Here is a 23,929-nt window from a genome sequence, read left to right as displayed (position 1 = left end):
TTCAGCTTACACTTGTTCACCTAAATGACAGCGCGTATACTGCGGGCTGTTTTAATGGGGGTGCCATGTTAGCCGTAATTCGAATTTTGTTTATTGCCTTGGTAATGCTGACGGCATTTCCGTTTGTGATTTTGTACTGTTTAACGCGACCTCGCCATCCCGACTTGGTGCATCAAATTGGTGTACTTATCGCAAAATGTGGTCGCTTTGTGGGTATTGAAGTAGAGCTTAGATATTTAAGCGATGATATTCCCGATAAGGCAGTGTGGATCGCCAACCATCAAAACAGCTACGATATGTTCACCTTACCTTTTGCGTTGCGCAAAGGGGTGGTGTCGATTGGTAAAAAGAGTTTGGCTAAAATTCCATTTTTTGGCCAAATTTACTGGATCACCGGTAATATTCTTATTGACCGTGACCGCCGTAGCAAAGCCGCTGATACGATTAAACAAGCCGCCGAAGCTATCGATAAACGCCATCTTTCGGTATGGATGTTCCCTGAGGGAACACGTAGCTACGGCCGCGGTTTACAAGCCTTTAAAACCGGTGCTTTTCATCTTGCTATGCAGGCTAAGGTTCCAATGTTACCGATTTGCTGCTCGTCTACTCACGGCCAAGTAAAGCTGAACCGGTGGAATAACGGTAAAGTGATTGTAGAAGTGGGTAAGCCGATAGATGTGAGCCAATGGAAAGACAATTTACGTGCCGAAATTAGCCAGTTGCACGATACTATGGAACAACGCATCTATGAGCTGACCATGGAAGCGCGTGGCGAAGCCGCCGATTACCAAGAAGTTCATAAAAAACAAGTCGATTTAAATCAAGCCGCGGTGGGAGAGCAAGCATGAGCATGCAGCAAATTATCAGTGATTGGCAAGAAGAAACCGATCTGATTATCCAAGAGTTGTTGGCCGATGGCAGCGATCCTGACGCCGAATATACCATTGAGCATCACATCGCTAGTAAAGACTTTAAAGTGCTTGAAAAAGCTGCTGTAGACGTTTTTAAAGCAGGTTTTGAAGTAAGTGATGCCGAAGAAGCTGAATTAGAAGATGGCGGAAAAGTATGGTGTTTCGACGTGATTGTTGAAGCCTCTCTTGAAGCCGATGGGATTAAAGAAGATATAGAAACCTTAGCCAAAATCGCTGACAAACATAAAGTGATTTACGATGGTTGGGGCACCTACTTCGAATCGGGTGAAGAAGACGAGCAATAAGCTTTAACTGTTTATTATTAAAAGGCGCATTTAGCGCCTTTTTTTTTGACTACACTATTAACAACATAAGCCTAAAGGACTAGCTGTGACTTTGTTGCGCATTTTTCTGTGTTTGCTGCTTAGCTACCCAGCGTGGGCACAACAAACCCTCACTACCGCAAATGCGCATTGGCCGCCATGGCGAACCATTGAATCCGACGGCAGCTTGACTGGGATAGAAATAGAGCTGCTTAAGGTTTTAAGTGCACGTCTGGATTTACAATTACATACCAAAGGGTGTGGCTGGAAGCGTTGCTTAAAGCACATGCTGATGGGCGAAAGCGATGTAATGACTGGGCTGTATAGAAACGCTGAGCGCGAACAGTATATGACGTTTGTGGAGCCTGCTTATCGAAGATTTCAAAGTAATTGTTTTTACTTGAAACGTGACAGCCAATTTGATCTAAATAGCTATCAAGACTTGTACTCCTTGACTATCGCGGTACAAAGCAAGGTGGCTTACTTCAAGCGTTTCGACCAAGACCACGGGCTGAGCAAACATGAGGTTATTGATGACCTGTCGGCGTTTCGTTTACTCAAAGGTCAGCGAGTGGATGCCGTGGTGATGTCTTGCGTGGAAGGGGATTATTTCTTAAAAGAGCAGGGCATTGCTTCATGGTTTAAACATGCTGATTATCGCCAGCAAACGCAGCGTCCTGTTTATTTGGCTATCTCAAAGCTGTCACCGTTAGTTGAGCGTCAGCAAGAGATCTCAAACTTACTACAAGCGATGTTAGATAGCGGAGAGATAGACGCCTTGATAGCAGGAAAACAGTTAGCTGGCAGCAACTAGCTGGATGATACACCAATCGTACTAAGTACCTGTTGATTCTATCTGGTTAAAATACTCGATAACTGCGTTAGCATTTTTGATTGTAGAATAATTTACAGTAGGCCATGTATTAGGCCAAACACTCCACCAAAAACACCGCCCCAAACGACCAGCCAGCCTAGGTGCTTGCGAATCATCTCTTGGATGATTTGTTTAACCAATTGCGGAGTGAGCTCAGCAAGCCGCTGTTCGATGATTAAGGTGATTTTTTGTTGCACATCGCCTAGGTGTTCAGGTTGCTCTAATTCTTCTCTGAGTGCTTCGCTAAACTGCTCATCTTGGCTAATTTCAATAACAGCATCTTTGAGTTTTTCTACAAAAGGCTGCTCAAGTGGCGTTAGCGCTTCTTTGCCACCAACCATCGCTAGCATTCCGCCAAAAGATGAATTTTCGATAGTATCTACCAAGGCATGATAAGCGGGACTAAAGTCAGTTTTATCAATCACTGGGCGCAGATTTAATTGCACCGCTTTTCCACTCGCATCAGAAAGAAAACGGTCGATGTTTTCTGCAGTAAAAAACTGGGTCAACATTAACTGCTTGATGCCGTCTTTAAAGTCGTCAAAGCGCGCTGGAATAACCCCAGAGCCATATAAACCGGGCACTTTTTCAAACAACATATGCACCGCTATCCAGTTGGTAAATGCGCCGGATAGAGCAAACAAACCAATCGAGAAGATTAAGTCATTGGCAGTAAAATAGCCTACAGCTACCAGTAGCAAAGTGGCTAAGTTAGTGAGTAAACTCTTGTTCATTGTTTATCCTTTCACAAATAAAAAAGTCCTCCACTGGAGGACTTTTTTATAAGTTGCAAACTAAAGGGCGGCGATGGTCTCTTGCTGGGCCACCAACTTAGCCTTAGCACTTTCCATTTCGTCTAGTTTGGCACGTTCTTTAGCAATAACTTGCTCAGGTGCATTGGCGACAAACTTTTGATTTGATAGCTTGCCAGACACTTTTGTTAGCTCTTTTTCTAGTTTCTCAAGTTGCTTGCCAATACGCGCTAGCTCTGCATCTTTATCGATTAGGCCAGCCATAGGGATAAGTATCTCCATGTCGCCTAAAATTGCAGTTGCTGAGGCCGGAGCCGCTTCGCCTTCTGCCAATGCGGTGGTGCTTTCTAGTTTAGCGAGAGAAGCCAAAAACGGTGCATTATCGTTTAAGCGGCGTAAGTCTTCGCTTGAGGCGTTTTTCAACAGAACGTTAAGCGGTTTGTTAGGGCTAATGTCCATCTCACCGCGAATATTTCGAATCGCCAAAATAAATTGTTTAAGCCACTCTAAATCGGCTACAGCGGCTTCATCAATACGTGAGGCATCAAACTCTGGAATGCTTTGCAGCATAATGCTTTGCAGCATAATGCTATCACTGGCCTGTGCTTTACCGGCCAATGGCGCAACTTGACGCCAAATAGTTTCGGTAATGTAAGGCGTGATTGGGTGCATTAAACGCAGTAAGCTTTCTAAGATGTTTAGCAAGGTATAGCGAGTACCACGTTGCTGCACTTCGTTGCCTTTAAACAGCACTGGCTTAGTTAGTTCTAAGTACCAACCACAGAACTGGTTCCAGGTGAATTCGTAGATTAGCTGGGCAGCAATGTCGAAGCGGTAAGTATCTAATGCTTCACGGTAAGCTTTGATGGTTTGCTGATATTGGCCTTCGATCCAGCGGTCTGCTAGAGAGAATTCCATTTCGCCGCCGTCTTTACCGCAGTCTTGCTCTTCGGTATTCATTAATACGTAGCGGCTGGCATTCCATAACTTGTTACAGAAGTTTCGGTAACCTTCAAGGCGGTTCATGTCCCAGTTAATATCACGACCGGTGGTCGCCATAGCAGCTAGGGTGAAACGTAAGGCGTCGGTACCGTGGGCTTCAATGCCATTTTCGAAAGTTTTACGAGTATCTTTTTCGATTTTCTTGGCAAGTTGTGGCTGCATCATGTTGCCACAACGTTTAGTTACTAAGCTTTCTAAGTCGATACCGTCAATCATGTCTAGAGGGTCAAGTACGTTGCCCTTAGACTTCGACATCTTGTCGCCATTCTCATCACGAATAAGCCCCGTTACGTATACTGTTTTAAAAGGTACTTGAGGCTTGTTGTTTTCGTCTTTGATGAAGTACATGGTCATCATTATCATTCTGGCTACCCAGAAGAAGATGATGTCAAAACCGGTTACCAATACATCACTTGGGTGGAAGGTAGCAAGGTTTGGCGTTTTCTCTGGCCAGCCTTGTGTTGCAAATGTCCATAGACCTGAAGAGAACCAAGTATCTAGTACGTCATCATCTTGGCGTAGGCTTACTTCGTCACCTAAGCTGTGTTTGCTACGCACTTCTGCTTCGTTACGACCAACATACACTTTGCCGTTTTCATCGTACCAAGCGGGAATGCGGTGGCCCCACCAAAGTTGGCGTGAAATACACCAATCTTGAATGTCGCGCATCCATGAGAAGTACATGTTTTCGTATTGTTGTGGTACAAATTTGATGTCGCCATTTTCTACTGATTCGGTAGCGGTTTTAGCTAGCGGCGCGGCACGTACATACCATTGGTCGGTCAGCATTGGCTCAATTACTACGCCGCCTCGGTCACCGTAAGGTACAGTGTTGTTGTGGTCGGCTACTTCTTGTAACAGGCCTAACTCGTCAAACTTGGCCACAATGGCTTTACGCGCTGCAAAGCGCTCTAAACCTTGGAACTCTGCCGGAATATCCGTTGAATAAACTTCTGATGGCTCACCATTGCTAGTGAATACTTCGGCTGCGTCACGAATGTCTGCATTCAAGGTAAGAATGTTGATCATCGGAAGTTTGTGGCGCTTGCCAACTTCACAGTCATTAAAGTCGTGAGCGGGAGTGATTTTTACACAACCAGTACCTTTTTCCATATCGGCGTGTTCGTCACCTACGATAGGAATGCGGCGACCAACTAATGGTAGCTCGATGAACTTGCCAATAAGGGCGTTGTAGCGAGGATCTTCTGGGTTAACCGCAACACCAGTATCACCTAACATGGTTTCTGGACGGGTAGTGGCAACCACCAAATAATCTTTACCTTCGCTGGTGGTTTCACCATCGGCTAGCGGGTAGCGCAGGTGCCACATGTGGCCTTTCTTTTCTTTGTTTTCAACTTCAAGATCAGAAATAGCAGTGTGCAGTTTTGGATCCCAGTTAACTAGGCGCTTACCGCGGTAGATAAGATCGTCTTCGTAAAGGCGTACAAAGGCTTCTTCTACGGCTTTAGACATGCCGTCGTCCATGGTGAAGCGCTCTCGCTCCCAATCGACCGAGGCACCTAAACGGCGTAGTTGCTTAGTAATTGTGCCGCCAGATTCTGCCTTCCAATCCCAAATTTTGTCGATGAAAGCCTCACGACCATAGTCGTGTTTGGTTTTGCCTTCTTCTGCGGCAATTTTACGCTCTACCACCATTTGGGTTGCAATGCCGGCGTGGTCAGTACCCACTTGCCACAAGGTGTTTTTACCTTGCATGCGTTGGTAGCGGATCAAGGTATCCATAATGGTGTCTTGAAACGCATGTCCCATATGCAAGCTGCCAGTGACGTTTGGCGGTGGGATCATAATGCTGTAGGCGTCTTTAGTGGTGTCGCCATGCGGCTTAAAGTGGCCTTGTTGTTCCCATTCTTGATATAGCGCTTGTTCAATTGCGCTTGGGTTGTAGGTCTTTTCCATTGGATGTACTGACTCTATATAATTTCTGGGTTTGTGTACGCTGCGGTGTCTAATTGTAGACCCTGTTGGCGATACACTCGATAACGTTCTCTAGCCGCAGCCTTGCCGGTTTCATCTGCTGGCACAAAATCGATAATATGTTGAAAATTTCTGGCAAAATCTGGTGCCGTTTCAGTGAGGTTCACTAAACACTGGCGACGTTGCCTAGGTGCCTGCCACGATATTTCGACAGGCGCCCCTCCTTGGGGGCCTTCACCACTGAGGTTGTGCGGCACAAATTGCTCGGCTTCAAATTGCCAAAGCACTTCGTCAATCCGCTCTGCATGCTGCTTGGAAGAGGTATACACCTGTATGCGCTCCCCGTTTCGATAGTATTGTGCAAGCACATCGCACACTATTTTATCGAACGCTTCGCTGTCAGTGATGACAGAATCGGGCATGATATAAAATTTCGCTTTCATACGCTAGAGACTACTTGTTTGAAATATGCACGGCAATGCTTAGTTTTAGGCCTTTGAGCAAGAAATTTTGCCCAGAAAAGAAAAGAGGGAGCAAATGCTCCCTTTTAGTGAATAAGCGTATTGGCTTATTCTTCTATTTCTTGATCCGTTTTGCTAATTAAGAATTGAGTAAGCAATGGCACTGGGCGACCGGTTGCGCCTTTTTCGCCGCCGCTCTTCCAAGCTGTACCGGCAATATCTAGGTGAGCCCAGTTGTACTTTTTAGTAAAGCGCGACAAGAAACAAGCTGCAGTAATAGAGCCTGCGGTTTTACCACCAATATTGGCCATGTCGGCAAAGTTACTGTTTAGCTGCTCTTGATACTCTTCGCCTAAAGGTAGTCGCCAGGTTTTATCACCACTTTGCTCGGCACAGTTAAGTAAGTCGTGTGCAAGTGGGTTGTGCGGCGTCATTAAGCCAGTTGTGTGATGGCCTAGCGCAATAACACAGGCACCGGTTAGGGTGGCTACATCAATCACTAACTCTGGCTCGTAACGCTCTACATAGGTGAGCACATCACACAATACCATGCGGCCTTCAGCGTCGGTATTTAGTACTTCTACAGTAATGCCCGACATGGTGGTGATAACATCACCAGGGCGATAGGCGTTGCCGCCAGGCATATTTTCACAACCGGCAAGAATGCCGGTAACTTTAAGCGGTAGTTGTAATTCGGCCAGTGCTTTCATGGTGCCATAAACACCTGCAGCGCCGCCCATGTCGTATTTCATTTCATCCATGCCAGCGCCTGGTTTTAGTGAAATACCGCCAGAGTCAAAAGTAAGCCCTTTGCCCACCAATACAATTGGTTTTTGGTCTTCGCAGCCTGGTGCACAGTACTCAATCACACTCATGATTGATTCGTTATCTGAACCACGACCTACAGCCAAGTATGAGTCCATTTTAAGTGCCGCCATTTGCGCTTCACCTAAGGTGGTTACTTTTACGTTGTCGTAGTTGCTTTGTAACTCTTTAGCTTGTTCAGCTAAATAAGCAGGGTTACAAATGTTAGGTGGTAAGTTGGCTAGGTCTTTAGCGTGTTTAACCCCTTGAGCTACTGCTAAACCGTGTTGAACGGCGCTTTCACCAATGGTGAGCTCACGACGGGTAGGCACATTAAATACAATTTTACGCAGTGGGCGACGGGTTTCTTCGCGATTGCTTTTCAGCATATCAAAGCTGTAGAGCGTTTCCTGAGTGGTTTCTACTGCTTGGCGAACTTTCCAATAGGTATTGCGAGACTTAACATGCAACTCTGGTAAGAAACATACCGCTTCCATTGAACCCGTTTCGTTTAGGGTATTAATGGTTTTAGTAATGATTTGGCGGTATTGGCGCTCGTTTAGTTCGCGCTCTTTACCACAGCCAACTAATAATACGCGCTCGCTTAATACGTTAGGTACATGATGCAATAACAGTACTTGGCCAGCTTTGCCTTCTAAATCGCCGCGACGTAATAAGGCGCTAATATAGCCGTCGCTAATTTTGTCGAGTTGTTCGGCAACGGGCGATAAACGACGTGGTTCGTACACACCTACAACTATACACGCACTACGTTGCTTCTCCGGGCTACCGCTTTTTACGCTAAACTCCATGAATACTCCTACAATCTCCAAAACTGGGTTAAGATAGCTAACCTGCTAGAACGGGTGGCCGATTCTATCTACTGTTTAAATAAATATGAGCTATACAGGCACATATTGCTATGTGAAACTGTAAAAAATAGAAAGTTTATCTGAATTTTTTGCTATTACCAGCAAAGCTCTATGTTTGAAGTGAATGACTGAGTGCTAATATTCCGTTACTTATTTAGAGAAACAGCAAAAACCCAATTGGCGGTGTTGGCTGTTTTATTATTGATTTTTACCTCGCAAAAATTTGTTCGAGTCTTATCTCAAGCCGCCGAAGGCAACGTTGCGGGTGAAATTATCGCCAAGGTCATGTTATTGAACATGCCTGCCTTTTTGATTCTTATCCTACCAATAAGTATGTTTATCGGCGTTTTGGTGGCTCATGGCCGTTTATACGCAGACAGTGAAATGGTGGTGCTGCAAGCCTGTGGTTATAGTACCGCCCAGTTGCTGCGCGATACTATGGTGCTGGGTTTGCTGTCTACTGCGGCCGCAGGTTTTAACACCTTGTATTTAAGCCCATATACCAATGAGTTAGAGCAACAGCTATTTGACCAAATGGATGCCGAAGCCGGCATATCGGTATTGGTGCAAGGGCGTTTTGAGTCTTTGGGCGGCGGGGTGGTGACCTTTGTGGAGCAAATTGAAAACAAAGGCCAACATCTTGAAAAAGTATTTGTAGCGCATACACCTGCCGAGGGCAGCGATACTCGCCCCTCAGTGGTAATGGCGGAAGAAGGTGGCATTGAGCGGCGAACCGATGGCTCTCAATGGATGGTGCTAAGCAATGGTAAACGTTATGAGCAAGCACCTGAGGAACTGGATTACAGCATCCTGCATTTTGAGCGTTATCGGGTTTATTTACGTGAGCAAGAAGGTAATCAATCGCAGCGCCGCTTGTGGTCTTTACCCACAAAACAGTTAATTGGTTCCGAGGATCTAACCCAAATTGCCGAGTTGCAATGGCGTATTTCTCTGCCGCTTACAATTCCTATTTTAACCTTAATGGTGGTGCCCTTAGCGGCAGTTAATCCACGCCAAGGCCGTTACGCCAAATTGCTGCCTGCTATTTTGTTGTACCTAAGTTATTACCTAATGCTGAGCGCCGCAAGAAGTGCGCTGGAAGAAGGTAAAATACCGCCAGAAGTGGGTTTGTGGTCGGTACATGCCTTAATGCTGTTTATTTCACTCAGCTATTTGTTTATACGCAGTGAGTATTATTTGAAAGTTCGCGGAAAAGTTAAAGGGAAGGCCTGTGTTTCGGATTCTTGATTGGTATATAGGCCGCACCATCATCATGTCTAGCTTGCTAGTACTGGTTACTTTGCAAAGCTTGAGCATGATCGTGAAATTTGTCGAGCAGCTGGGTAGCGTGGGGCAAGGCGATTACCAAATTGCCGATGCCCTTTGGTATGTATTACTTAGTGTGCCTCGCGAGCTTGAAATCTTCTTTCCCATGGCTGCGCTGCTTGGCTCGTTGATTGGCTTAGGCTCTTTAGCGAGCACTAGTGAATTGGTTGTCATGCAAAGCTCGGGTTTATCACGGTTTAATATTGCGGTAGCAGTTTTAAAAACTGCAGTACCGATGATGATTGTGATGATGTTGTTGGGTGAATACGTGGCTCCTCGCGCAGACATGGCCGCTAAAGAATTGCGCTCAAGTAAAATGTCGGGCGGAGCCATGGTTGCAGTGCAGCGTGGTGTGTGGGCAAAAGATGGTGAAAGCTTTGTAAATATTGGCGAAGTGCAAGAAAGTAAAGAGCTATTCAATATCACCATTTATCGCTTTAATGATGATGCAGAGTTGTACCAGCAGGTTGAAGGTGATCAGGCAGTTTATGATACCAACCGGTGGTTGATTAAAGACGCCAAAGTTATCGACTTTAGTGATGATGGGGTTATTGAGACTCGCTATGAGAACTATCCCTGGAGCAGCACCTTAACTCCCGATAAACTGAGTGTAGTAACCGTTAAACCTCACGATCTGTCTATCTCAGGCATGTACTCTTACATTGGCTACTTAAAGCAAAACCGCCAAGACCCAGCACGTTACGAGCTAGCATTGGCGCGTAAGTTAATGATGCCGATACTTACCGGTATTATGATGCTTTTAGCTTTGTCGTTTGTATTTGGCCCACTGCGTAGCTCCAGTATGGGAGCAAAAATCATGTTGGGTGTGGTGGCTGGTTTTAGCTATTACATCTTAGATCAGGTGCTTGGTTCAATGAGCTTAGTTTACGGAGTACATCCTTACATTAGTGCTTCAATACCTAGTGTACTCGTACTAGGTATTGCGTTCTTTTTGATTAATCGTAGAACCTAGCGTTACTTTTTAGGCAAGGTCACCACTTGGCATCTGCCCCAAATATCTTGGAAAGCAGTGTTGTCTTTGGTGATTATTACCATCAAATTTCCTACCCCAAGAGCCGAAGTAAATAAACGAATCAGTGCTTGGGTGTAAGAAATGTTCGAGCCATCTTTATTTTGCACCCGTAAACGCCAAGCTCGCATTCCAATGGTTTGGCCATGGTTATGCCAAAACCAAATATAAAACATGATTATGCTGCCCCAAATTAAGCCCTGAAACCAAATTTGACCAACTAGGTAAGTAGAGTGTTCAACCCCTTCAGGGAGCGTAATAAGCCCTATGCTGGTACCTATTGCTACTGCAGCTAAACCAAGCATGGTGGCTACCATGCCAATAGCAATGGCCATTAAAGCATCGTAAATATAAGCCCCTAAACGACGAAAGAAACCTGCGGTTGGCAGTGAAGTGGTAGAGCTAGCGTTAGCCATGGTTTTGTTGCCTCTCAGAAATTTCTTGTATGGTAGCAAATCTGGGCTGGCTGAGAATTAATCTGAGCAGCAAAATCATCGACTTTCTTTCACTAACAGGCTGCTAGCACAATTCTTAAACACTTAGTGGGCTTTAAAACAAAAAGCGCTTGCCAATCTAAAAACGCAGCTTATAATGCCAATCACTCGCCAAGGCGGGTAAACAAATGCCAGAGTGATGAAATTGGTAGACATAGGGGATTCAAAATCCCCCGCTAGTGATAGCGTGCCGGTTCAAGTCCGGCCTCTGGTACCATATTTAGAAAAAGCCGTCCTAGTGACGGCTTTTTTGCGTTTTGATGCCGGCGTTTTCCCTATGTGTGCCATCATTTAGCCCAATCGGACTTCAATCAAATAGCTTAAACAAGCAATCTTGTTTCACGTGCTTATTCGTGAGCGTTATCAATCAATGGCTTTGAAGTAAGCTATGACTTCGCTTATTGTTCTTGTCTAGCATTGGTTGTTAAGAGGGCGCGGTTTGTTGGTTAATACCTTAGACAAGGTTTTGTTTGCGGTTCTGTTGTTGGGCTTTATGCAGTTGCCGCTGTTAAGCAATCATTACTTGCAGTTTGTCAGTGGCCAACATGATGTATTGCAACAGCAAGTGGACAACTTTCAACAGAATGCCGAGTTGCACCACTACTCAAGCATTGACGCGATGATTGATGACTTTAAGAATAACTCTAACTTGGCGGTGCGCACAGACGCCGAGCAAAAACAGCAAACCATGTATGAATACGAGGAGCTGAACCAAGCCATTATCGTCTTTGAGCAAGGCACTTATTATCAAAAGGCCAAATACATGTTTAGCCCTCAGCGCTGGGAAACGCTTGAAAAAGTACTCGCTAACTTCAAACCTGGTATATCTTTAGAGCCATTATTATTAGCCTATAGTGGATTGGCCGCTTTGTTGTTTGGCGGCCTGCTGATGTGGCCGATTAGAAGGGCGGGGCGGACACTTAAGTCTTAATACCAATCGTACTAAGTAACTGTTCATTCTATCTGGTTAAAATACTCGATAACTGCGTTATTTCTGATCACTTACTTAATGTGATTGGTATAAGTGAGAAGTCGTTACCAGCAGATAGTTAAAAGGCTGCATTAAGCAGCCTTTGGATTAGCGAGAGCTGACTATGTCTTTATAGTTTTGCCGCTGCTTCGAATACTGCATGAGTGTAGGCGCCTTCCGGCTTCTTGGTGATTACCGGCGTTGAATCACTATCCAGTAAAACATTCACTGTGCGGTCAAAGGCTGCAGGATCTAAGTAGCCGATACCTTTATCACTGCTGGCCAGTAATTTGGCTACTTCGTTAGCCATACGAATTTGGTGCTCCTCTGTTTGAGCGCCAGTATCATCGTAATCCAATACTATTAGGCCTGCTTCTTTAGGGTTAGCTGCCGCCCACTCCCAGCCTTGAATCGTTGCTTTTAAAAACTTGGCATAAGTAGCCAGTTTCTTACTGTCTTTTAAGCTGTCTTCTAGTACATACAAGCCGTCTTCTAAAGTAGCTACGCCTTCTTCTTCATACTTAAACAGCATCAGTTCTTCATTGCTTAAGCCGCCATCTAACACTTGGCCATATTCGTTGTAAGTCATGGTTGAAACGCAGTCTGCTTGGCCTTGGAAAATAGGGTCTACATTAAATCCTTGTTTTAGAACTGTAACTCCATCTTCGCCACCCGTTGTGTCGTAGCCTAGTTTAGACATCCAGCTCAAGAACGGGTATTCGTTACCAAAAAACCACACCCCTAAGGTTTTGCCTTTAAAGTCGGCAGGGCTAGAAATTCCGCTAGATTTCAAACAGGTTAACATCATGCCCGATTTGCCATAAATCTGCCCTATGTTAACCAGTGGTAAGCCTTTTTCTCGTGTTGCTAGTGCTGAAGGTAGCCAGTCGACAACTACGTCGGCTCCGCCACCAGCAAGCACTTGTGCTGGGGCGATGTCGGGCCCACCTGGTTTAATGGTTAAATCAATTCCCTGATCTTGGTAAAAACCTTTGTTTAGCGCTACGTAGTATCCAGCAAACTGAGCTTGAGTTACCCACTTTAGCTGTAAAGTCAGCTTCTCTGCTGCAGATGTACCAAAACTAGCTGCAAGTAATGCAGCGCCTGATGCCAATGAAATCAGTTTCTTATTCATAGTTAATTCCCTTTATTGCAACAATGCCTGAGTGTGTAAATTAGCGCTTATGGCTTCCTCTAAAAGCGGGATGCCAAAACAGTAATGACCTTTCTAAAAGAGCCAAGGCTCCGTAACTTAAGGACCCCGCAATTGCTGCAACAACAATCGTGGCCCAAACCATATCCATGTTCATTCGGCCTACTTCAGTAGAAATCCGAAAGCCCATACCTACGATAGGTGTGCCAAAAAACTCAGCCACAATTGCGCCAATGAGTGCCAGTGTAGAGTTGAGTTTTAAGGCGTTAAAAATGAAGGGCAAAGCCTGTGGTAGTTGGCTTTTTATAAAAATCTGTGACTTGTTAGCAGCGTAGGTATGCATGAGGTCGTTATGAATGGCGTCGGTTGACTGTAAACCCGCAAGCGTATTAATAAACATTGGGAAAAATGTCATAACTACAATCACTGCCGCTTTTGATTGCCAGTCAAAGCCAAACCACATCACCATGATAGGCGCGATACCAACAATTGGGATCGCCGACATAAAGTTCCCCAATGGCACTAAACCTGCTCGTAAAAAACGGCTTTTTACTGCCACTTGAGCAACTATGAATCCAGCGCTGCAACCTAGGAAGTAACCCGCCAAAACCGCCTTTAAATAAGTTTGCTTAAAGTCGGCCCAAAACATCGGTAAGTTGTTAGTTAAACTATAAAAAATATCGCTAGGTGCTGGCAGCAACACGGCTGAGACGGCAAAGCCTACCACTATGCTTTGCCAAGTAAGCAGTAGCATAAAGGCAAACAAGCTAGGCACTAGTACCTTAGTAACAGCAGCGTAGCTAGGGCGAGTTTCGGCCAGTTGAGTGAGTTGACTGAGTAAGGCAGCAACAGCATAAGCAGATACAGCAAGCAGCATTAGCAAGGCTGGCGATTGTTGATAGAAGCCTTGCTCACTGGAGCTTACTAAGGCTAGTTGGCCTGCCAATAGGCTAAGGTAAACGATGGTTAAAACATACTTAGGCATTGCTCAGCCCTCCGCGACGTTGTAGCAAGGCGGTTTCTGCTAGGTTAACTATCCATACCAGTAATGAGCCAAGCAGTGCTGCCATGATCAGCGCTGCCCAAATTTGTTGCGTTTGGCCATAGTAAGAGCCACTTAACAAGCGAGAGCCCAAACCACCTTGGGCACCTGTTGGTAGTTCGGCAACAATGGCCCCTACTAATGCGGCCGCAATAGCAACTTTTAAACTGGCAAATAAGTAGGGCTGGGCCGAATACCATCTAAGTTTCCAAAACGTTTGCAGAGCGCTGGCATTATAGGTGTGCATAAGTTCTACATGCAAAGTGTCTGAGGCGCGTAAGCCTTTTACCATGCCAATGGTGACCGGGAAGAAAGACAAGTACATAGAGATTACCGCTTTAGGTAATACCCCGGTGATATTAAGCGCGCCTAATACCACCACAATAATCGGGGCAATAGCGAGTATTGGAATGGTTTGGGAAGCGATAATCCAAGGCATCAAACTCGCTTCTAAGGTCTTGTTATGAACGATGCCAATGGCAATCACGATGCCTACAACAGAGCCCAATAAGAAACCAAGCATGGTGGAGTTTAAGGTGATTAAGCTATGGTGAACTAAGGAGCGCTTAGAGCTAATTGCCGTATCAAAAACCGACTTTTTTAACTCTAAGGCTACTTGATGTGGGGCCGGTAGCATGGGGCGCTTTACTTGATAGGCTTGGCTAATAACTTGGCTGTATGTCCACTGTTGTTTTTTCCGTTCTAGCTGGTTGATTAGCTGGTTACCATTCATCAGCAAGGCAGCGATATACCAAATGCCAATAATGGCCAAAATCATGCTGACGACTGGTAGCCAATTGGCGCGGAAGTTGAGGTTTTTCATATCACTACTCTCCCATGAATCTAATCAATGGCATGGTCGTTGGCTAGGGCGTTACGAATTTCGGCAGCCAATTGATGAAAAGCCGCTTGGTCGCGTAATGCCAGTGTTTTTAACCTAGGCAAGGGGCTCTCAATCACTTTTACTATTCGCCCAGGTCGCGGCGACATCACCACGATATGGGTGGAGAGAAGCACCGCTTCGTCGATAGAGTGAGTAACAAATACCACGGTTTTCTGTGTTTCCTGCCAGATGCGTAGTAACTCCATGTTCATGTGGTCACGGGTAATTTCATCTAGAGCTCCAAAGGGCTCATCCATTAGCAGTAATTGCGGATTAATGCATAATGCACGGGCTATTGAGGCGCGCTGTTGCATGCCTCCAGATAGCTGCCAGGGAAACTTGTTGTGAAAGTCTTGTAGGCCAACCATTTTCAGGTTTTTATCAATCTGCTTTTGTTGATGAGCACCAGACTGACCCGATATCTCCATTGGCAGGGCGCAATTTTGTTGAATAGTGCGCCACGGTAGCAGGCCGGGCGCTTGAAACACGTAGCCATAAAGTCGATTAAGTCGGGCATCTTTAGGAGAAGTACCGTCTACTTTGATGCTGCCAGAAGTGGCTTGTTCTAAGTCGGCAATTACCCGCAATAGGGTGGTTTTACCGCAGCCAGATGGGCCAATAAATGAAACGAAGTCGCCCTCGTTAATATTCAAGTTAATGTTTGAAAGGGCATTTACTGGCCCGTCGTTGGTAGTAAACACCAGCGACAGATCTTCTACCGAAATCATTGAACGTTTGAGTTCAGCAGCTTGGTCTATTGTCTGTTCATCCATGACTTGTTTAATTGCTAGCATTGTTGTCCCTCTATCTTGCTATTAACTCGGTAAATAATTAGCGCTGCACTGGCACTGGAGTATTTGCCTTATTAAATTTTTCCACGGCATCAAAAATAGAAGGGAAAGCGGGTCGTTTTATGTAGCGCCCGGCTCCTTCCTCTACAAACAACTGACCATCTTTAAATACCACCTTACCTTGGCTAATAGTGATGTGAGGTGCGCCGGTAACAGTGCGCCCTTCAAAGATATTAAAATCAATTTTCTGGTTATGGGTGGCGGCCGAGAGAGTATGTTTTTTCTGAGGATCCCAGATAACGATGTCGGCATCTGAGCCCGCAGCAATGCTGCCTTTCTGCGGGTAAATATTGAATATTTGGGCCGAGTTAGTCGATGTAACCGCGACAAACTCTTGCTCGCTTAAACGGCCTTGATTGACGCCCGAATCCCAAAGCACCATCATTCGGTCTTCTACGCCGGCAGTGCCATTGGGTATTTTGCTAAAGTCATCTTTCCCTGCCGCTTTTTGCTCAGCGCAAAAACAGCAGTGGTCAGTAGCGGTAGTTTGTAATGTGCCACCTTGTAGTGCTTTCCATAATACCTCTTGGTGACCTTTAGGTCGGAAAGGCGGGCTCATAACATGAGCTGCGGCAGTCGCCCAATCAGTACTTTGATAAACGCTGTCATCTAACTCTAAATGTCCGGCTAAACACTCACCATAAACCCGCTGGCCTTCATGGCGAGCTCTGGCTATTTCATCTACCGCTTCTTTACATGAAACGTGCACTAAATACAGTGGTACGCCTAGAGACTGTGCGATACGGATCGCCCTGTTGGCGGCTTCGCCTTCTACTTCGGTAGGCCGAGAAAGGGGGTGAGCTTCTGGGCCGGTCATGCCAGCTTCAAGTAGCTTTTGTTGCAAGTGGTAGACTAGCTCGCCATTTTCCGCATGAACCGTAGGCATAGCGCCTAACTCTAAGCAGCGATTGAAACTGTTCACCAAGGTTTCGTCTTCAGCCATAATGGCATTTTTATATGCCATAAAGTGTTTAAAGCTGTTCACTCCATGTTCGTTAACTAACAGGCCCATATCTTGGTATACGCTGTCGTCCCACCAGGTTACCGCTACGTGGAAAGAGTAGTCAGCTACCGAGCGCGATGCCCAATCTCTCCAAGTATTAAACGCTTCCATCAAGGGTTGCTGAGGATTGGGGATCACAAAGTCGATAATCATAGTGGTGCCGCCGGCCAAGCCAGCAGCAGTGCCGCTATAGAAGTCTTCGCTTGCCACTGTTCCCATAAATGGAAGCTGCATGTGAGTGTGCGGATCGATACCTCCAGGCATCACCAGCTTGCCTTTGGCGTCGATGACTTCGGCATCGTCGGGAACGCTTAGGTTCTCGCCTACTGCTTTAATCAAACCGTGTTCACAGTAAACGTCGGCAAATATGCTTTGATCAGCGTTTACTACCTTTCCACCTTTTATTAATAAACTCATGGCTCACAAACTCCATTTCGACTTGCTTAAAGACAACACCATGCTTGAGGTGTTCGCCTATCTCTTTTGAGGTATCTATGCTTATGCAAACTGCTGACCATGTGGACAGAAGTTGTATTTGAGTATGCTGTAAGCCGCGTACTTACTTGGCTTGAGTGCTTAAAGTGGCAGTGTTTGTAGAGCTTGGTAAAGAAGGCTAACGCCTCAAGGCTGGGCGGTTAAGCCCAATATTAGTGCATAAAAACTGAGCAATTTACTCGGGAATTAACGGTTTTTACTGATGCTATTTGTATGTGGTTTATTTATATTTAAATAAATCAATGGCTTATGTGTTTATGGTTTGTATCCTGTCCGCGTGGTCAGTAGTTTGCATGTGTCCACCTCGTATAGAACTGATTTGTTACTTCACTGCTTAGTACTAGGCGTAGTTTGGTTATTGGAGGCCATGATGAGTAGCTTTAAAATTAATAGTGACCGCTTGTGGGACAGTTTAATGGAAATGGCAAAAATAGGTGCCACAGCCAAAGGGGGGTGCAAGCGCTTAGCCTTAACTGATCTCGATAAGCAAGGTCGTGAGCTTTACATTAAGTGGGCTGAAGAAGCCGGGTGTACGGTAAGTGTTGATCAGGTTGGCAACATATTTTGTGTACGCCCCGGTGAGGATATGAGTTTAGCGCCTGTTGGAACAGGCAGTCACTTAGATACTCAACCTTCGGGTGGTAAATTTGATGGGGTTTTCGGCGTACTATCCGGCTTAGAAGTGGTGCGCTCACTCAATGATCTTGGCATTAAAACCAAGCATCCTATTGAAATATCGGTATGGACTAATGAAGAAGGCTCGCGATTCGCACCAGCAATGATGGGGTCTGGGGTGGTGTCTGGTCGCTTTAGTCTGCAAGAGATATTGGACAGTCGTGATGTTGATGGTTTGCGTTTAGGTGACGAGCTGCAGCGAATAGGCTTTGCCGGAGATGTTCCAGTAACAGGTAGACAGTTCCATGCCTTTTTCGAAACGCATATTGAACAAGGCCCCTATTTAGAGGCGGAAGAAAAACAGATTGGCGTAGTGACCGGAGGTCAGGGGCAGCGCTGGTTTAATGCTACGTTAACGGGTCGAGAGTCACACGCTGGTACTACTCCAATGCACTTGCGTAAAGATGCGCTGTTGGCCAGTACTCAGCTCATTCAAAAGGTAGAAGACATTGCCAAAGCTCACCCTCCGGGGTGTGGAACCGTAGGCTTTGTTAATGTTACGCCCAACTCTAGAAATACCATTCCCGGTAAAATTGAAATGAGTATTGATTTACGCCATCCCTTGGATGAAGAGCTAAGTGCTATGGATAAAGAGCTGAGTGATTTTGTTGCTGAGTTAGCCGCGCAAACTGAAGTAGCAATCGAGCTGGATCCGTTTTGGTATTATGAGCCTATCCACTTTGACAAAGCGTGTGTCGAAGCAGTAAGAAACGCAACGGCTAAACTGGGGTACAGCCATATGGATATTATCGCCGGTGCCGGACACGACGCCTGTTATGTGTCCGATTTTGCGCCTACTGGAATGATTTTTACTCCTTGTCTAGATGGGATTAGTCATAACGAAATTGAGAGCACGACCCAAGAAGAATGTGAAGCAGGCTGCTCGGTATTATTAAATGCCATGCTGACAATGGCTGAACAAGTTAGTGAAGATAGTACGATGCTGGCAAGTGATTTGGCTTGAACTTAAATTAACGAAAAAGGCTAGCCAGAGTACTGAGTAATATTGCTTGCTCTGTTAGTTTGTTGTGGTGTTAAGCTATTGTTTTATTAGAATAGTTTAACGCCACAACCTTTAAGTACCATGCGTGTGAGAAACTCAACGCCTTCCTCATAGTCGCTTTCTTCCAACTTCTCTTTATCCATCATCATACTGCTTTGCATTGCATAATCGGCGTAAGCCTGAGTAGACGACCAAATCATAAATAGCAGGTGCTCTGGGTTGATGGGATCCATCCACTGCTTGGCGATCCATTCCCTAAATACCTGACAGGTTTTATCAAACTGTTGTTTTAGCTCGGTGGCTAATTGCTCACGCAAGTAAGGCGCACCATGCAGGATTTCGGCAGCAAATATTCGAGAGGCATTTGGGTGCTCTTTAGATAGCGTCATTTTTTGCAGTATGTATTGGCGTAGCGCCAGCTTGGGGTGGTTATCGGCTGTCATCTCATCCATGTGGCTCATCCAAACCACCAATAGTTGGCTTAAAACACCCTTATATAAGGCCTCTTTAGTTTTGAAGTAATAGAGCACATTTGCTTTGGGTAAGTTAGCTTCGGCTGCGATGGCTGCAATGGTAGTAGCGCTATAGCCATTTTGAGCAAATAGCTTTTCTGCTACCTCTAAAATTTGCTTCAAGTTGTCTTTGCGGATATCGGCGAGCTTACGGCGTTTTGCTTTGCCTGGCAGCGGAGTTTTCATACTAATTGGTTTCTCAATGTAAGAGCACTTATTGCACTATTATGTAGCTGTTTGCCTTTAAAGTGAGCAAGTAGCCTAACTAAAGCATACCGTGTAATTGCAGCAGTTGTAATAGTGCTAAGTTATTTTTAGCTGGAAAGTGGCTTAATTATCCATAAAAAACAAATGGATATGATGATATTGATTGTTTTAAAGTGATCTTCTGACCACGCGGTCAGGAGGTGGCATGGGCTTTGCCTTATTTTTATACAACTAGAGATGCACGTCTCAGTAATAAAAAAGATAAGGAGATCCCATGGTGATGAGTATGGAGAAGCCGCAAGGCTATTCGCAACAGCAGCTAGCGCTTGATCAAATGTTCAAGGACATCAACCCTGCGTTAAGTGCCCGCCAAGCCGGAATAGAAAGTTCGCGTTGTTATTATTGCTACGACGCGCCTTGCATAACCGCTTGCCCTTCAAAAATTAACATTCCTAGTTTTATTGCCAGTATTCATGCTGATGACTTAACTGGCGCTGCCAAAACCATTTACCAAGAAAACATTATGGGTGGCAGCTGTGCGCGGGTGTGTCCAACGGAAATTCTGTGTGAACAAGCATGTGTTCGAAACAAAGAACAAGAACAGGCTCCAGTGAAGATTGGCCTATTGCAACGTCATGCGACAGACAACGCAGTATTTGTTGGTCATCCCTTTAAGCGTGAAGCTGCCACCGGAAAAACCGTAGCTGTTGTAGGGGCTGGGCCAGCTGGTTTAAGTTGTGCTCACCGTTTAGCGATGTTGGGTAATGATGTAGAAATCTTCGAAGCTGCATCCAAAGCGGGTGGCTTAAATGAGTATGGCATTGCCAAATATAAGCTCACCGATAACTTTGCCCAAAAAGAAGTGGATTTTATATTAAGCATCGGCGGTATTACCTTACATACCGAAACAGCTTTAGGAAAAGACATCAGCCTAGAGCAACTAAAAGACAAGTTTGATGCGGTGTTCTTGGCCTTGGGCCTACAAGATGTGCAGTCATTAATGTTGGTGAACGAAGTACATCCTCAAGTGATTAATGCTGTTGATTTTATTAGAGAGTTGCGCCAAGCCAGTGACCTAAATCAACTCGATATCCCGCCGGAAAGCGCAGTGGTTATTGGGGCGGGCAATACCGCAATAGACATGGCATGCCAGCTTAAACGTTTAGGCACCGAAGAAGTTACCTTAGTTTATCGCCGTGGTGAAGAGCAAATGAGCGCCACCAAACATGAACAACAAATTGCTAAAAATCATCAGGTGAGAATAAAAACCTGGGCCAAACCCGAGAAGATTAATCTCGACCATGATGGCGTGCTACGCAGTATGACCTTTAGGAAAACCTATAGCGAAGACGGGCAATTAAAAGATAGCGACCAAACCTTTGATATTGCTTGCTCTGCTGTGTTCAAAGCGGTGGGGCAAAAATTTGCTTACCCAGAAAAAGAGCAGCTAATTCCTACCCTAAGTAACGGAAAAATCACTACCGTAGGCCAGCAGGTTACCAGCCTAGATGGTGTGTTTGCTGGTGGCGACTGCACCGCAGAGGGACAAGATCTTACTGTTGAAGCTGTTCAGCAAGGCAAGTTAGCTGCCTTAGCGATTCATCAACATATTAATTCGGTAGAGGTGTGAAATTATGGCTGACTTATCAATAGAATTTGCAGGAATTAAATCTCCAAACCCATTTTGGCTAGCGTCTGCTCCGCCAACAGACAAGGCTTACAATGTGGAACGAGCCTATGAAGCTGGCTGGGGTGGAGTGGTGTGGAAAACACTAGGCGAAGACCCTGCGGCGGTAAATGTTTCCTCTCGTTATTCGGCGATTTACGACCACAATGGCGAAGTGGCAGGCTTTAACAATATCGAGTTAATTACCGATCGCAGCTTAGAAGTTAACTTACGTGAAATTGAAGCGGTTAAAAAAAGCTGGCCAGATAGGGCACTAGTGGTATCGCTAATGGTGCCCTGTGAAGAAGAAGCCTGGAAGAAAATTGTAAAACAAGTTGAGCAAACAGGAGCCGATGGTTTAGAGCTTAACTTTGGCTGTCCTCATGGGATGCCCGAGCGAGGCATGGGCGCAGCGGTAGGACAAGTGCCAGAGTACGTAGAAATGGTGACTCGTTGGTGCAAAATCTACAGTAGCATGCCGGTTATCGTAAAACTCACACCTAACATTACCGATATTCGTTTTTCTGCTCAGGCGGCAAAACGAGGTGGCGCCGACGCGGTATCTCTGATTAACACCATAAATTCAATTACTGGTATTGATTTGGACCAAATGGCCGCCAGACCGATTGTAGATGGTAAAAGTACTCATGGTGGCTATTGTGGCCCAGCTGTTAAGCCGATTGCCTTAAACATGGTGAGCGAGATTGCTCGTGATCCGCAAACCGCGGGCTTACCCATCTCGGGGATTGGTGGTATCGGTAATTGGCGCGATGCAGCAGAGTTTATTTCTTTGGGGTCGGGCTCGGTGCAAGTGTGTACCGCAGCGATGATCTACGGATTTAGAATTGTTGAAGAAATGAAGTCGGGCTTATCTAATTGGATGGACAGCAAGGGTTATGAAAAAATCACTGACTTCCAAGGCCTAGCTGTTCCCAATACTACCGATTGGAAGTATCTCAATATGAACTACAAGGTTGTAGCCGATATTGACGAAGACAAATGTATTGGCTGCGGCCGCTGCTATATTGCCTGTGAAGATACCTCTCACCAAGCCATCAATAAAACAGAACGCGCCGATGGCAGTGTTGCGTTTGAAGTAATTGAAGATAAATGCGTTGGCTGCAACTTATGCCAAATCACCTGCCCAGTAGAGCAGTGTATTAAGATGGAGCAAAAGGAGGCCGAGAAGCCTTACATGAACTGGACGCAAGACCCGCGTAACCCTTATAAAGATGCTTCATAACTGCCGTGGTTTCAGCGCATAAATACTAGCCTCCAGAACTTTTGGAGGCTTGTTTCTAGATCGGTAACTTGAGGGCTGCAGAAGGGAAATAAAGCGGCCGAAGCCGCAATTAATTACTATGAACCTAATGCAGCTAAACGCTGGTCGGTTTGCTCTATAGCATTTAATCCCCAGTCAACGACTGCCTCGGCGGGCTCAATATCGTAGAGGTTTTGGCCGCTGGCGTGGTTAAGTATTTTGGCTGCACGCCAAGTGGCTAAGCTTAGTTGTGGCTCTGCAATGCCGTGGCTATGAATGCCAGCGTTAACCATGTAAATGTGATTGCGATTTGCACCAGGCCATTTCACGCTAAAGTCTGGGCATAGCTCGGGTAGGCCTTGTGGATTAAGTGGGATTTGCTTGGCAAGTTCACTTAAACACGCCGGCAGAGCGCGGCTATAGCCGGTGCACAAAATCACTACATCGGCATTTATTTGAGTATTGTCGTGGGTTAGGCCATGTTCTAAATGAAGCTTGTAACCAAGCTCTGAATGCGCCATAGACATAAGGGTACGATTGGGTTGAATAGACCACCAACTCGGTTTATTAAGTACAAAACGGTCGTGATATAAGCGTTGATAAATGCCTTGTAGGCAATCATTGGTGATGCCATCGCTGGTTAGCTTCTGTCGCGATACTTCACTGTTCTTGGTTTGCTGTGCCAGTTGGTAAAATCCATCTACGTAATCTGGCATGAAGTACTGGTCGGTAAAGCAGCTTTCATCTAAGGCTTCTATGTTAGAGCGGCGCGATATCCAGTTAATCTCTTTTACCTCACCAAAGGTATTGTCGAAGAGGTGTTGGAATACGTCTGCACCGGTTTGCCCGCCACCAATAATAGCTACTCGTTTACCGCTTAAATTGGGTTTTCTTAGCGCTAATTCACTGGCATGAAAACAGCTATTGCTTATGTGTGGTTCGCAAAACGCAGGTACTTGCGGTTGCATGCCAGTGCCTACAACCAAATGCTTACTTTGATAACACTGATTGTCAGTCTCGATGCTAAAAAGGTCACCATCAAACTCGATTGACTGAACGTTTTGGTCAAATCGGGTATTAGCCAAGCTGTGGGCCGCCCAGCTTAAGTAGTGGGAAAATTCTAAACGTGATATTACCGATTGGCCGGAAGCAATAAATGGATAGAGTTTATGCTGCTCCACCAAGTAGTTTAAAAAACTATAGGGGTTGGTTGGGTCTATACCAGTAACTAAATCTTTTAAGTAAGAGGTTTGCATTTTTGCGTCGTTAAGCAACAAACCAGGGTGCCACGCAAACTCCTTCTTTCGTTCCAAAAATAGAGTGGAAAGGGCCGATTTAGTGCTGGCAAGCGCGGCAATACTAAGGTTAAAGGGGCCAATACCAACGCCTAATAGATCTACTTTTTGAGTGTTCATATTACTATC

Annotated in this window: 21 protein-coding genes and 1 tRNA gene; 10 read left to right on the top strand and 12 right to left on the bottom strand. The window is 45.5% G+C overall.

Going from position 1 to position 23,929, the window contains the following annotated elements:
- Window positions 1-65 precede the first annotated feature (65 nt).
- From LQZ07_RS20725 to LQZ07_RS20715, 3 genes are all read left to right on the top strand, one after another.
- Entirely contained in the window at window positions 66-848 is a 783-nt protein-coding gene (locus tag LQZ07_RS20725) for a 1-acylglycerol-3-phosphate O-acyltransferase (protein ID WP_152784281.1), read from the top strand.
- Window positions 845-1,216 carry a ribonuclease E inhibitor RraB gene (gene rraB / locus LQZ07_RS20720; protein WP_152784283.1) on the top strand — a complete coding sequence of 124 codons (372 nt, stop codon included), beginning with the start codon at window positions 845-847 and terminating at the stop codon, window positions 1,214-1,216. The genes LQZ07_RS20725 and rraB overlap by 4 nt, the downstream gene beginning before the upstream one ends.
- 85 nt (window positions 1,217-1,301) lie before the next feature.
- The gene (locus tag LQZ07_RS20715) at window positions 1,302-2,048 is read left to right on the top strand and encodes an ABC transporter substrate-binding protein (protein ID WP_152784285.1); all 747 of its coding nucleotides are present in this window, start codon (window positions 1,302-1,304) and stop codon (window positions 2,046-2,048) included.
- A 92-nt stretch (window positions 2,049-2,140) separates the two neighbouring features.
- On the opposite strand, the gene LQZ07_RS20710 is transcribed toward LQZ07_RS20715, so the two are convergent.
- From LQZ07_RS20710 to pepA, 4 genes are all read right to left on the bottom strand, one after another.
- Complete coding sequence (locus LQZ07_RS20710) at window positions 2,141-2,842, bottom strand: DUF445 domain-containing protein (RefSeq protein ID WP_152784287.1); 702 nt, start codon at window positions 2,840-2,842, stop codon at window positions 2,141-2,143.
- Between the two features lie 60 nt (window positions 2,843-2,902).
- On the bottom strand, window positions 2,903-5,779 hold the full coding sequence (locus LQZ07_RS20705; RefSeq protein WP_152784289.1) for a valine--tRNA ligase: 2,877 nt from the start codon (window positions 5,777-5,779) through the stop codon (window positions 2,903-2,905).
- A gap of 14 nt (window positions 5,780-5,793) precedes the next feature.
- Window positions 5,794-6,240 carry a DNA polymerase III subunit chi gene (locus LQZ07_RS20700; RefSeq protein WP_040307119.1) on the bottom strand — a complete coding sequence of 149 codons (447 nt, stop codon included), beginning with the start codon at window positions 6,238-6,240 and terminating at the stop codon, window positions 5,794-5,796.
- Window positions 6,241-6,365: 125 nt separating this feature from the next.
- The gene (gene pepA, locus LQZ07_RS20695; protein ID WP_016401647.1) at window positions 6,366-7,874 is read right to left on the bottom strand and encodes a leucyl aminopeptidase; all 1,509 of its coding nucleotides are present in this window, start codon (window positions 7,872-7,874) and stop codon (window positions 6,366-6,368) included.
- A 192-nt stretch (window positions 7,875-8,066) separates the two neighbouring features.
- On the opposite strand from pepA, the gene lptF reads away from it, so the two are divergent.
- Both lptF and lptG read left to right on the top strand, forming a co-directional pair.
- On the top strand, window positions 8,067-9,182 hold the full coding sequence (lptF, locus tag LQZ07_RS20690; protein WP_152784291.1) for an LPS export ABC transporter permease LptF: 1,116 nt from the start codon (window positions 8,067-8,069) through the stop codon (window positions 9,180-9,182).
- On the top strand, window positions 9,166-10,233 hold the full coding sequence (gene lptG / locus LQZ07_RS20685) for an LPS export ABC transporter permease LptG (protein WP_016401645.1): 1,068 nt from the start codon (window positions 9,166-9,168) through the stop codon (window positions 10,231-10,233). The genes lptF and lptG overlap by 17 nt, the downstream gene beginning before the upstream one ends.
- 2 nt (window positions 10,234-10,235) lie before the next feature.
- On the opposite strand, the gene LQZ07_RS20680 is transcribed toward lptG, so the two are convergent.
- Window positions 10,236-10,706, bottom strand: a complete 471-nt coding sequence (locus tag LQZ07_RS20680) for an RDD family protein (RefSeq protein ID WP_152784293.1) — start codon at window positions 10,704-10,706, stop codon at window positions 10,236-10,238.
- A gap of 208 nt (window positions 10,707-10,914) precedes the next feature.
- On the opposite strand from LQZ07_RS20680, the gene LQZ07_RS20675 reads away from it, so the two are divergent.
- Window positions 10,915-11,001 (top strand) — tRNA-Leu (locus tag LQZ07_RS20675).
- Window positions 11,002-11,226: 225 nt separating this feature from the next.
- The gene (locus LQZ07_RS20670) at window positions 11,227-11,715 is read left to right on the top strand and encodes a DUF2937 family protein (protein WP_194164183.1); all 489 of its coding nucleotides are present in this window, start codon (window positions 11,227-11,229) and stop codon (window positions 11,713-11,715) included.
- Window positions 11,716-11,884: 169 nt separating this feature from the next.
- Here the strand turns inward: LQZ07_RS20670 and LQZ07_RS20665 are convergent, their stop codons facing one another.
- Genes LQZ07_RS20665 through hydA form a run of 5 tightly spaced genes read right to left on the bottom strand, consistent with a single transcriptional unit; the run spans window position 11,885 to window position 17,103 of the window.
- Window positions 11,885-12,889, bottom strand: a complete 1,005-nt coding sequence (locus LQZ07_RS20665) for an ABC transporter substrate-binding protein (protein WP_016401617.1) — start codon at window positions 12,887-12,889, stop codon at window positions 11,885-11,887.
- A gap of 40 nt (window positions 12,890-12,929) precedes the next feature.
- On the bottom strand, window positions 12,930-13,892 hold the full coding sequence (locus tag LQZ07_RS20660; protein WP_152784297.1) for an ABC transporter permease: 963 nt from the start codon (window positions 13,890-13,892) through the stop codon (window positions 12,930-12,932).
- A complete protein-coding gene (locus tag LQZ07_RS20655; RefSeq protein WP_152784299.1) occupies window positions 13,885-14,772 on the bottom strand; it encodes an ABC transporter permease in 888 nt (295 codons plus the stop codon). Before LQZ07_RS20655 ends, LQZ07_RS20660 begins: the two co-directional genes overlap by 8 nt.
- A gap of 20 nt (window positions 14,773-14,792) precedes the next feature.
- Window positions 14,793-15,626, bottom strand: coding sequence for an ABC transporter ATP-binding protein (locus tag LQZ07_RS20650; protein ID WP_152784300.1), 834 nt, complete (start codon window positions 15,624-15,626; stop codon window positions 14,793-14,795).
- 37 nt (window positions 15,627-15,663) lie between these two features.
- Complete coding sequence (gene hydA / locus LQZ07_RS20645; RefSeq protein WP_152784302.1) at window positions 15,664-17,103, bottom strand: dihydropyrimidinase; 1,440 nt, start codon at window positions 17,101-17,103, stop codon at window positions 15,664-15,666.
- A gap of 448 nt (window positions 17,104-17,551) precedes the next feature.
- Between hydA and LQZ07_RS20640 the strand changes: the two genes are divergently transcribed.
- Window positions 17,552-18,820 (top strand): Zn-dependent hydrolase, encoded by a 1,269-nt coding sequence (locus tag LQZ07_RS20640; RefSeq protein WP_016401612.1) that lies wholly within the window; start codon window positions 17,552-17,554, stop codon window positions 18,818-18,820.
- Between the two features lie 86 nt (window positions 18,821-18,906).
- Here LQZ07_RS20640 and LQZ07_RS20635 read toward each other — a convergent pair whose 3' ends face one another.
- The gene (locus LQZ07_RS20635) at window positions 18,907-19,557 is read right to left on the bottom strand and encodes a TetR family transcriptional regulator C-terminal domain-containing protein (protein WP_152784304.1); all 651 of its coding nucleotides are present in this window, start codon (window positions 19,555-19,557) and stop codon (window positions 18,907-18,909) included.
- 295 nt (window positions 19,558-19,852) lie between these two features.
- Here LQZ07_RS20635 and LQZ07_RS20630 point away from each other — a divergent pair, with 295 nt between their 5' ends.
- Window positions 19,853-21,208, top strand: coding sequence for an NAD(P)-dependent oxidoreductase (locus LQZ07_RS20630; RefSeq protein ID WP_152784306.1), 1,356 nt, complete (start codon window positions 19,853-19,855; stop codon window positions 21,206-21,208).
- Window positions 21,209-21,212: 4 nt separating this feature from the next.
- A complete protein-coding gene (preA, locus tag LQZ07_RS20625; RefSeq protein WP_152784308.1) occupies window positions 21,213-22,487 on the top strand; it encodes an NAD-dependent dihydropyrimidine dehydrogenase subunit PreA in 1,275 nt (424 codons plus the stop codon).
- A 116-nt stretch (window positions 22,488-22,603) separates the two neighbouring features.
- On the opposite strand, the gene LQZ07_RS20620 is transcribed toward preA, so the two are convergent.
- Entirely contained in the window at window positions 22,604-23,920 is a 1,317-nt protein-coding gene (locus LQZ07_RS20620) for a lysine N(6)-hydroxylase/L-ornithine N(5)-oxygenase family protein (protein ID WP_152784310.1), read from the bottom strand.
- Window positions 23,921-23,929 lie beyond the last annotated feature (9 nt).

This window comes from Agarivorans sp. B2Z047, assembly GCF_023373605.1.
Lineage (GTDB): Bacteria > Pseudomonadota > Gammaproteobacteria > Enterobacterales > Celerinatantimonadaceae > Agarivorans > Agarivorans albus.
The sequence above is the reverse complement of the archived record's forward strand: the minus strand, read 5'-3'. Positions and strand labels throughout refer to the sequence as shown.

Bases quoted from the DNA above. Each gene is read 5' to 3' on its own strand.
- LQZ07_RS20725 (WP_152784281.1), top strand. From the start codon at position 66: ATGTTAGCCGTAATTCGAATTTTGTTTATTGCCTTGGTAATGCTGACG.
- rraB (WP_152784283.1), top strand. From the start codon at position 845: ATGAGCATGCAGCAAATTATCAGTGATTGGCAAGAAGAAACCGATCTG.
- LQZ07_RS20710 (WP_152784287.1), bottom strand. From the start codon at position 2,842: ATGAACAAGAGTTTACTCACTAACTTAGCCACTTTGCTACTGGTAGCT.
- LQZ07_RS20705 (WP_152784289.1), bottom strand. From the start codon at position 5,779: ATGGAAAAGACCTACAACCCAAGCGCAATTGAACAAGCGCTATATCAA.
- LQZ07_RS20700 (WP_040307119.1), bottom strand. From the start codon at position 6,240: ATGAAAGCGAAATTTTATATCATGCCCGATTCTGTCATCACTGACAGC.
- pepA (WP_016401647.1), bottom strand. From the start codon at position 7,874: ATGGAGTTTAGCGTAAAAAGCGGTAGCCCGGAGAAGCAACGTAGTGCG.
- LQZ07_RS20680 (WP_152784293.1), bottom strand. From the start codon at position 10,706: ATGGCTAACGCTAGCTCTACCACTTCACTGCCAACCGCAGGTTTCTTT.
- LQZ07_RS20665 (WP_016401617.1), bottom strand. From the start codon at position 12,889: ATGAATAAGAAACTGATTTCATTGGCATCAGGCGCTGCATTACTTGCA.
- LQZ07_RS20660 (WP_152784297.1), bottom strand. From the start codon at position 13,892: ATGCCTAAGTATGTTTTAACCATCGTTTACCTTAGCCTATTGGCAGGC.
- LQZ07_RS20655 (WP_152784299.1), bottom strand. From the start codon at position 14,772: ATGAAAAACCTCAACTTCCGCGCCAATTGGCTACCAGTCGTCAGCATG.
- LQZ07_RS20650 (WP_152784300.1), bottom strand. From the start codon at position 15,626: ATGCTAGCAATTAAACAAGTCATGGATGAACAGACAATAGACCAAGCT.
- hydA (WP_152784302.1), bottom strand. From the start codon at position 17,103: ATGAGTTTATTAATAAAAGGTGGAAAGGTAGTAAACGCTGATCAAAGC.
- LQZ07_RS20640 (WP_016401612.1), top strand. From the start codon at position 17,552: ATGAGTAGCTTTAAAATTAATAGTGACCGCTTGTGGGACAGTTTAATG.
- LQZ07_RS20635 (WP_152784304.1), bottom strand. From the start codon at position 19,557: ATGAAAACTCCGCTGCCAGGCAAAGCAAAACGCCGTAAGCTCGCCGAT.
- LQZ07_RS20630 (WP_152784306.1), top strand. From the start codon at position 19,853: ATGGTGATGAGTATGGAGAAGCCGCAAGGCTATTCGCAACAGCAGCTA.
- preA (WP_152784308.1), top strand. From the start codon at position 21,213: ATGGCTGACTTATCAATAGAATTTGCAGGAATTAAATCTCCAAACCCA.
- LQZ07_RS20620 (WP_152784310.1), bottom strand. From the start codon at position 23,920: ATGAACACTCAAAAAGTAGATCTATTAGGCGTTGGTATTGGCCCCTTT.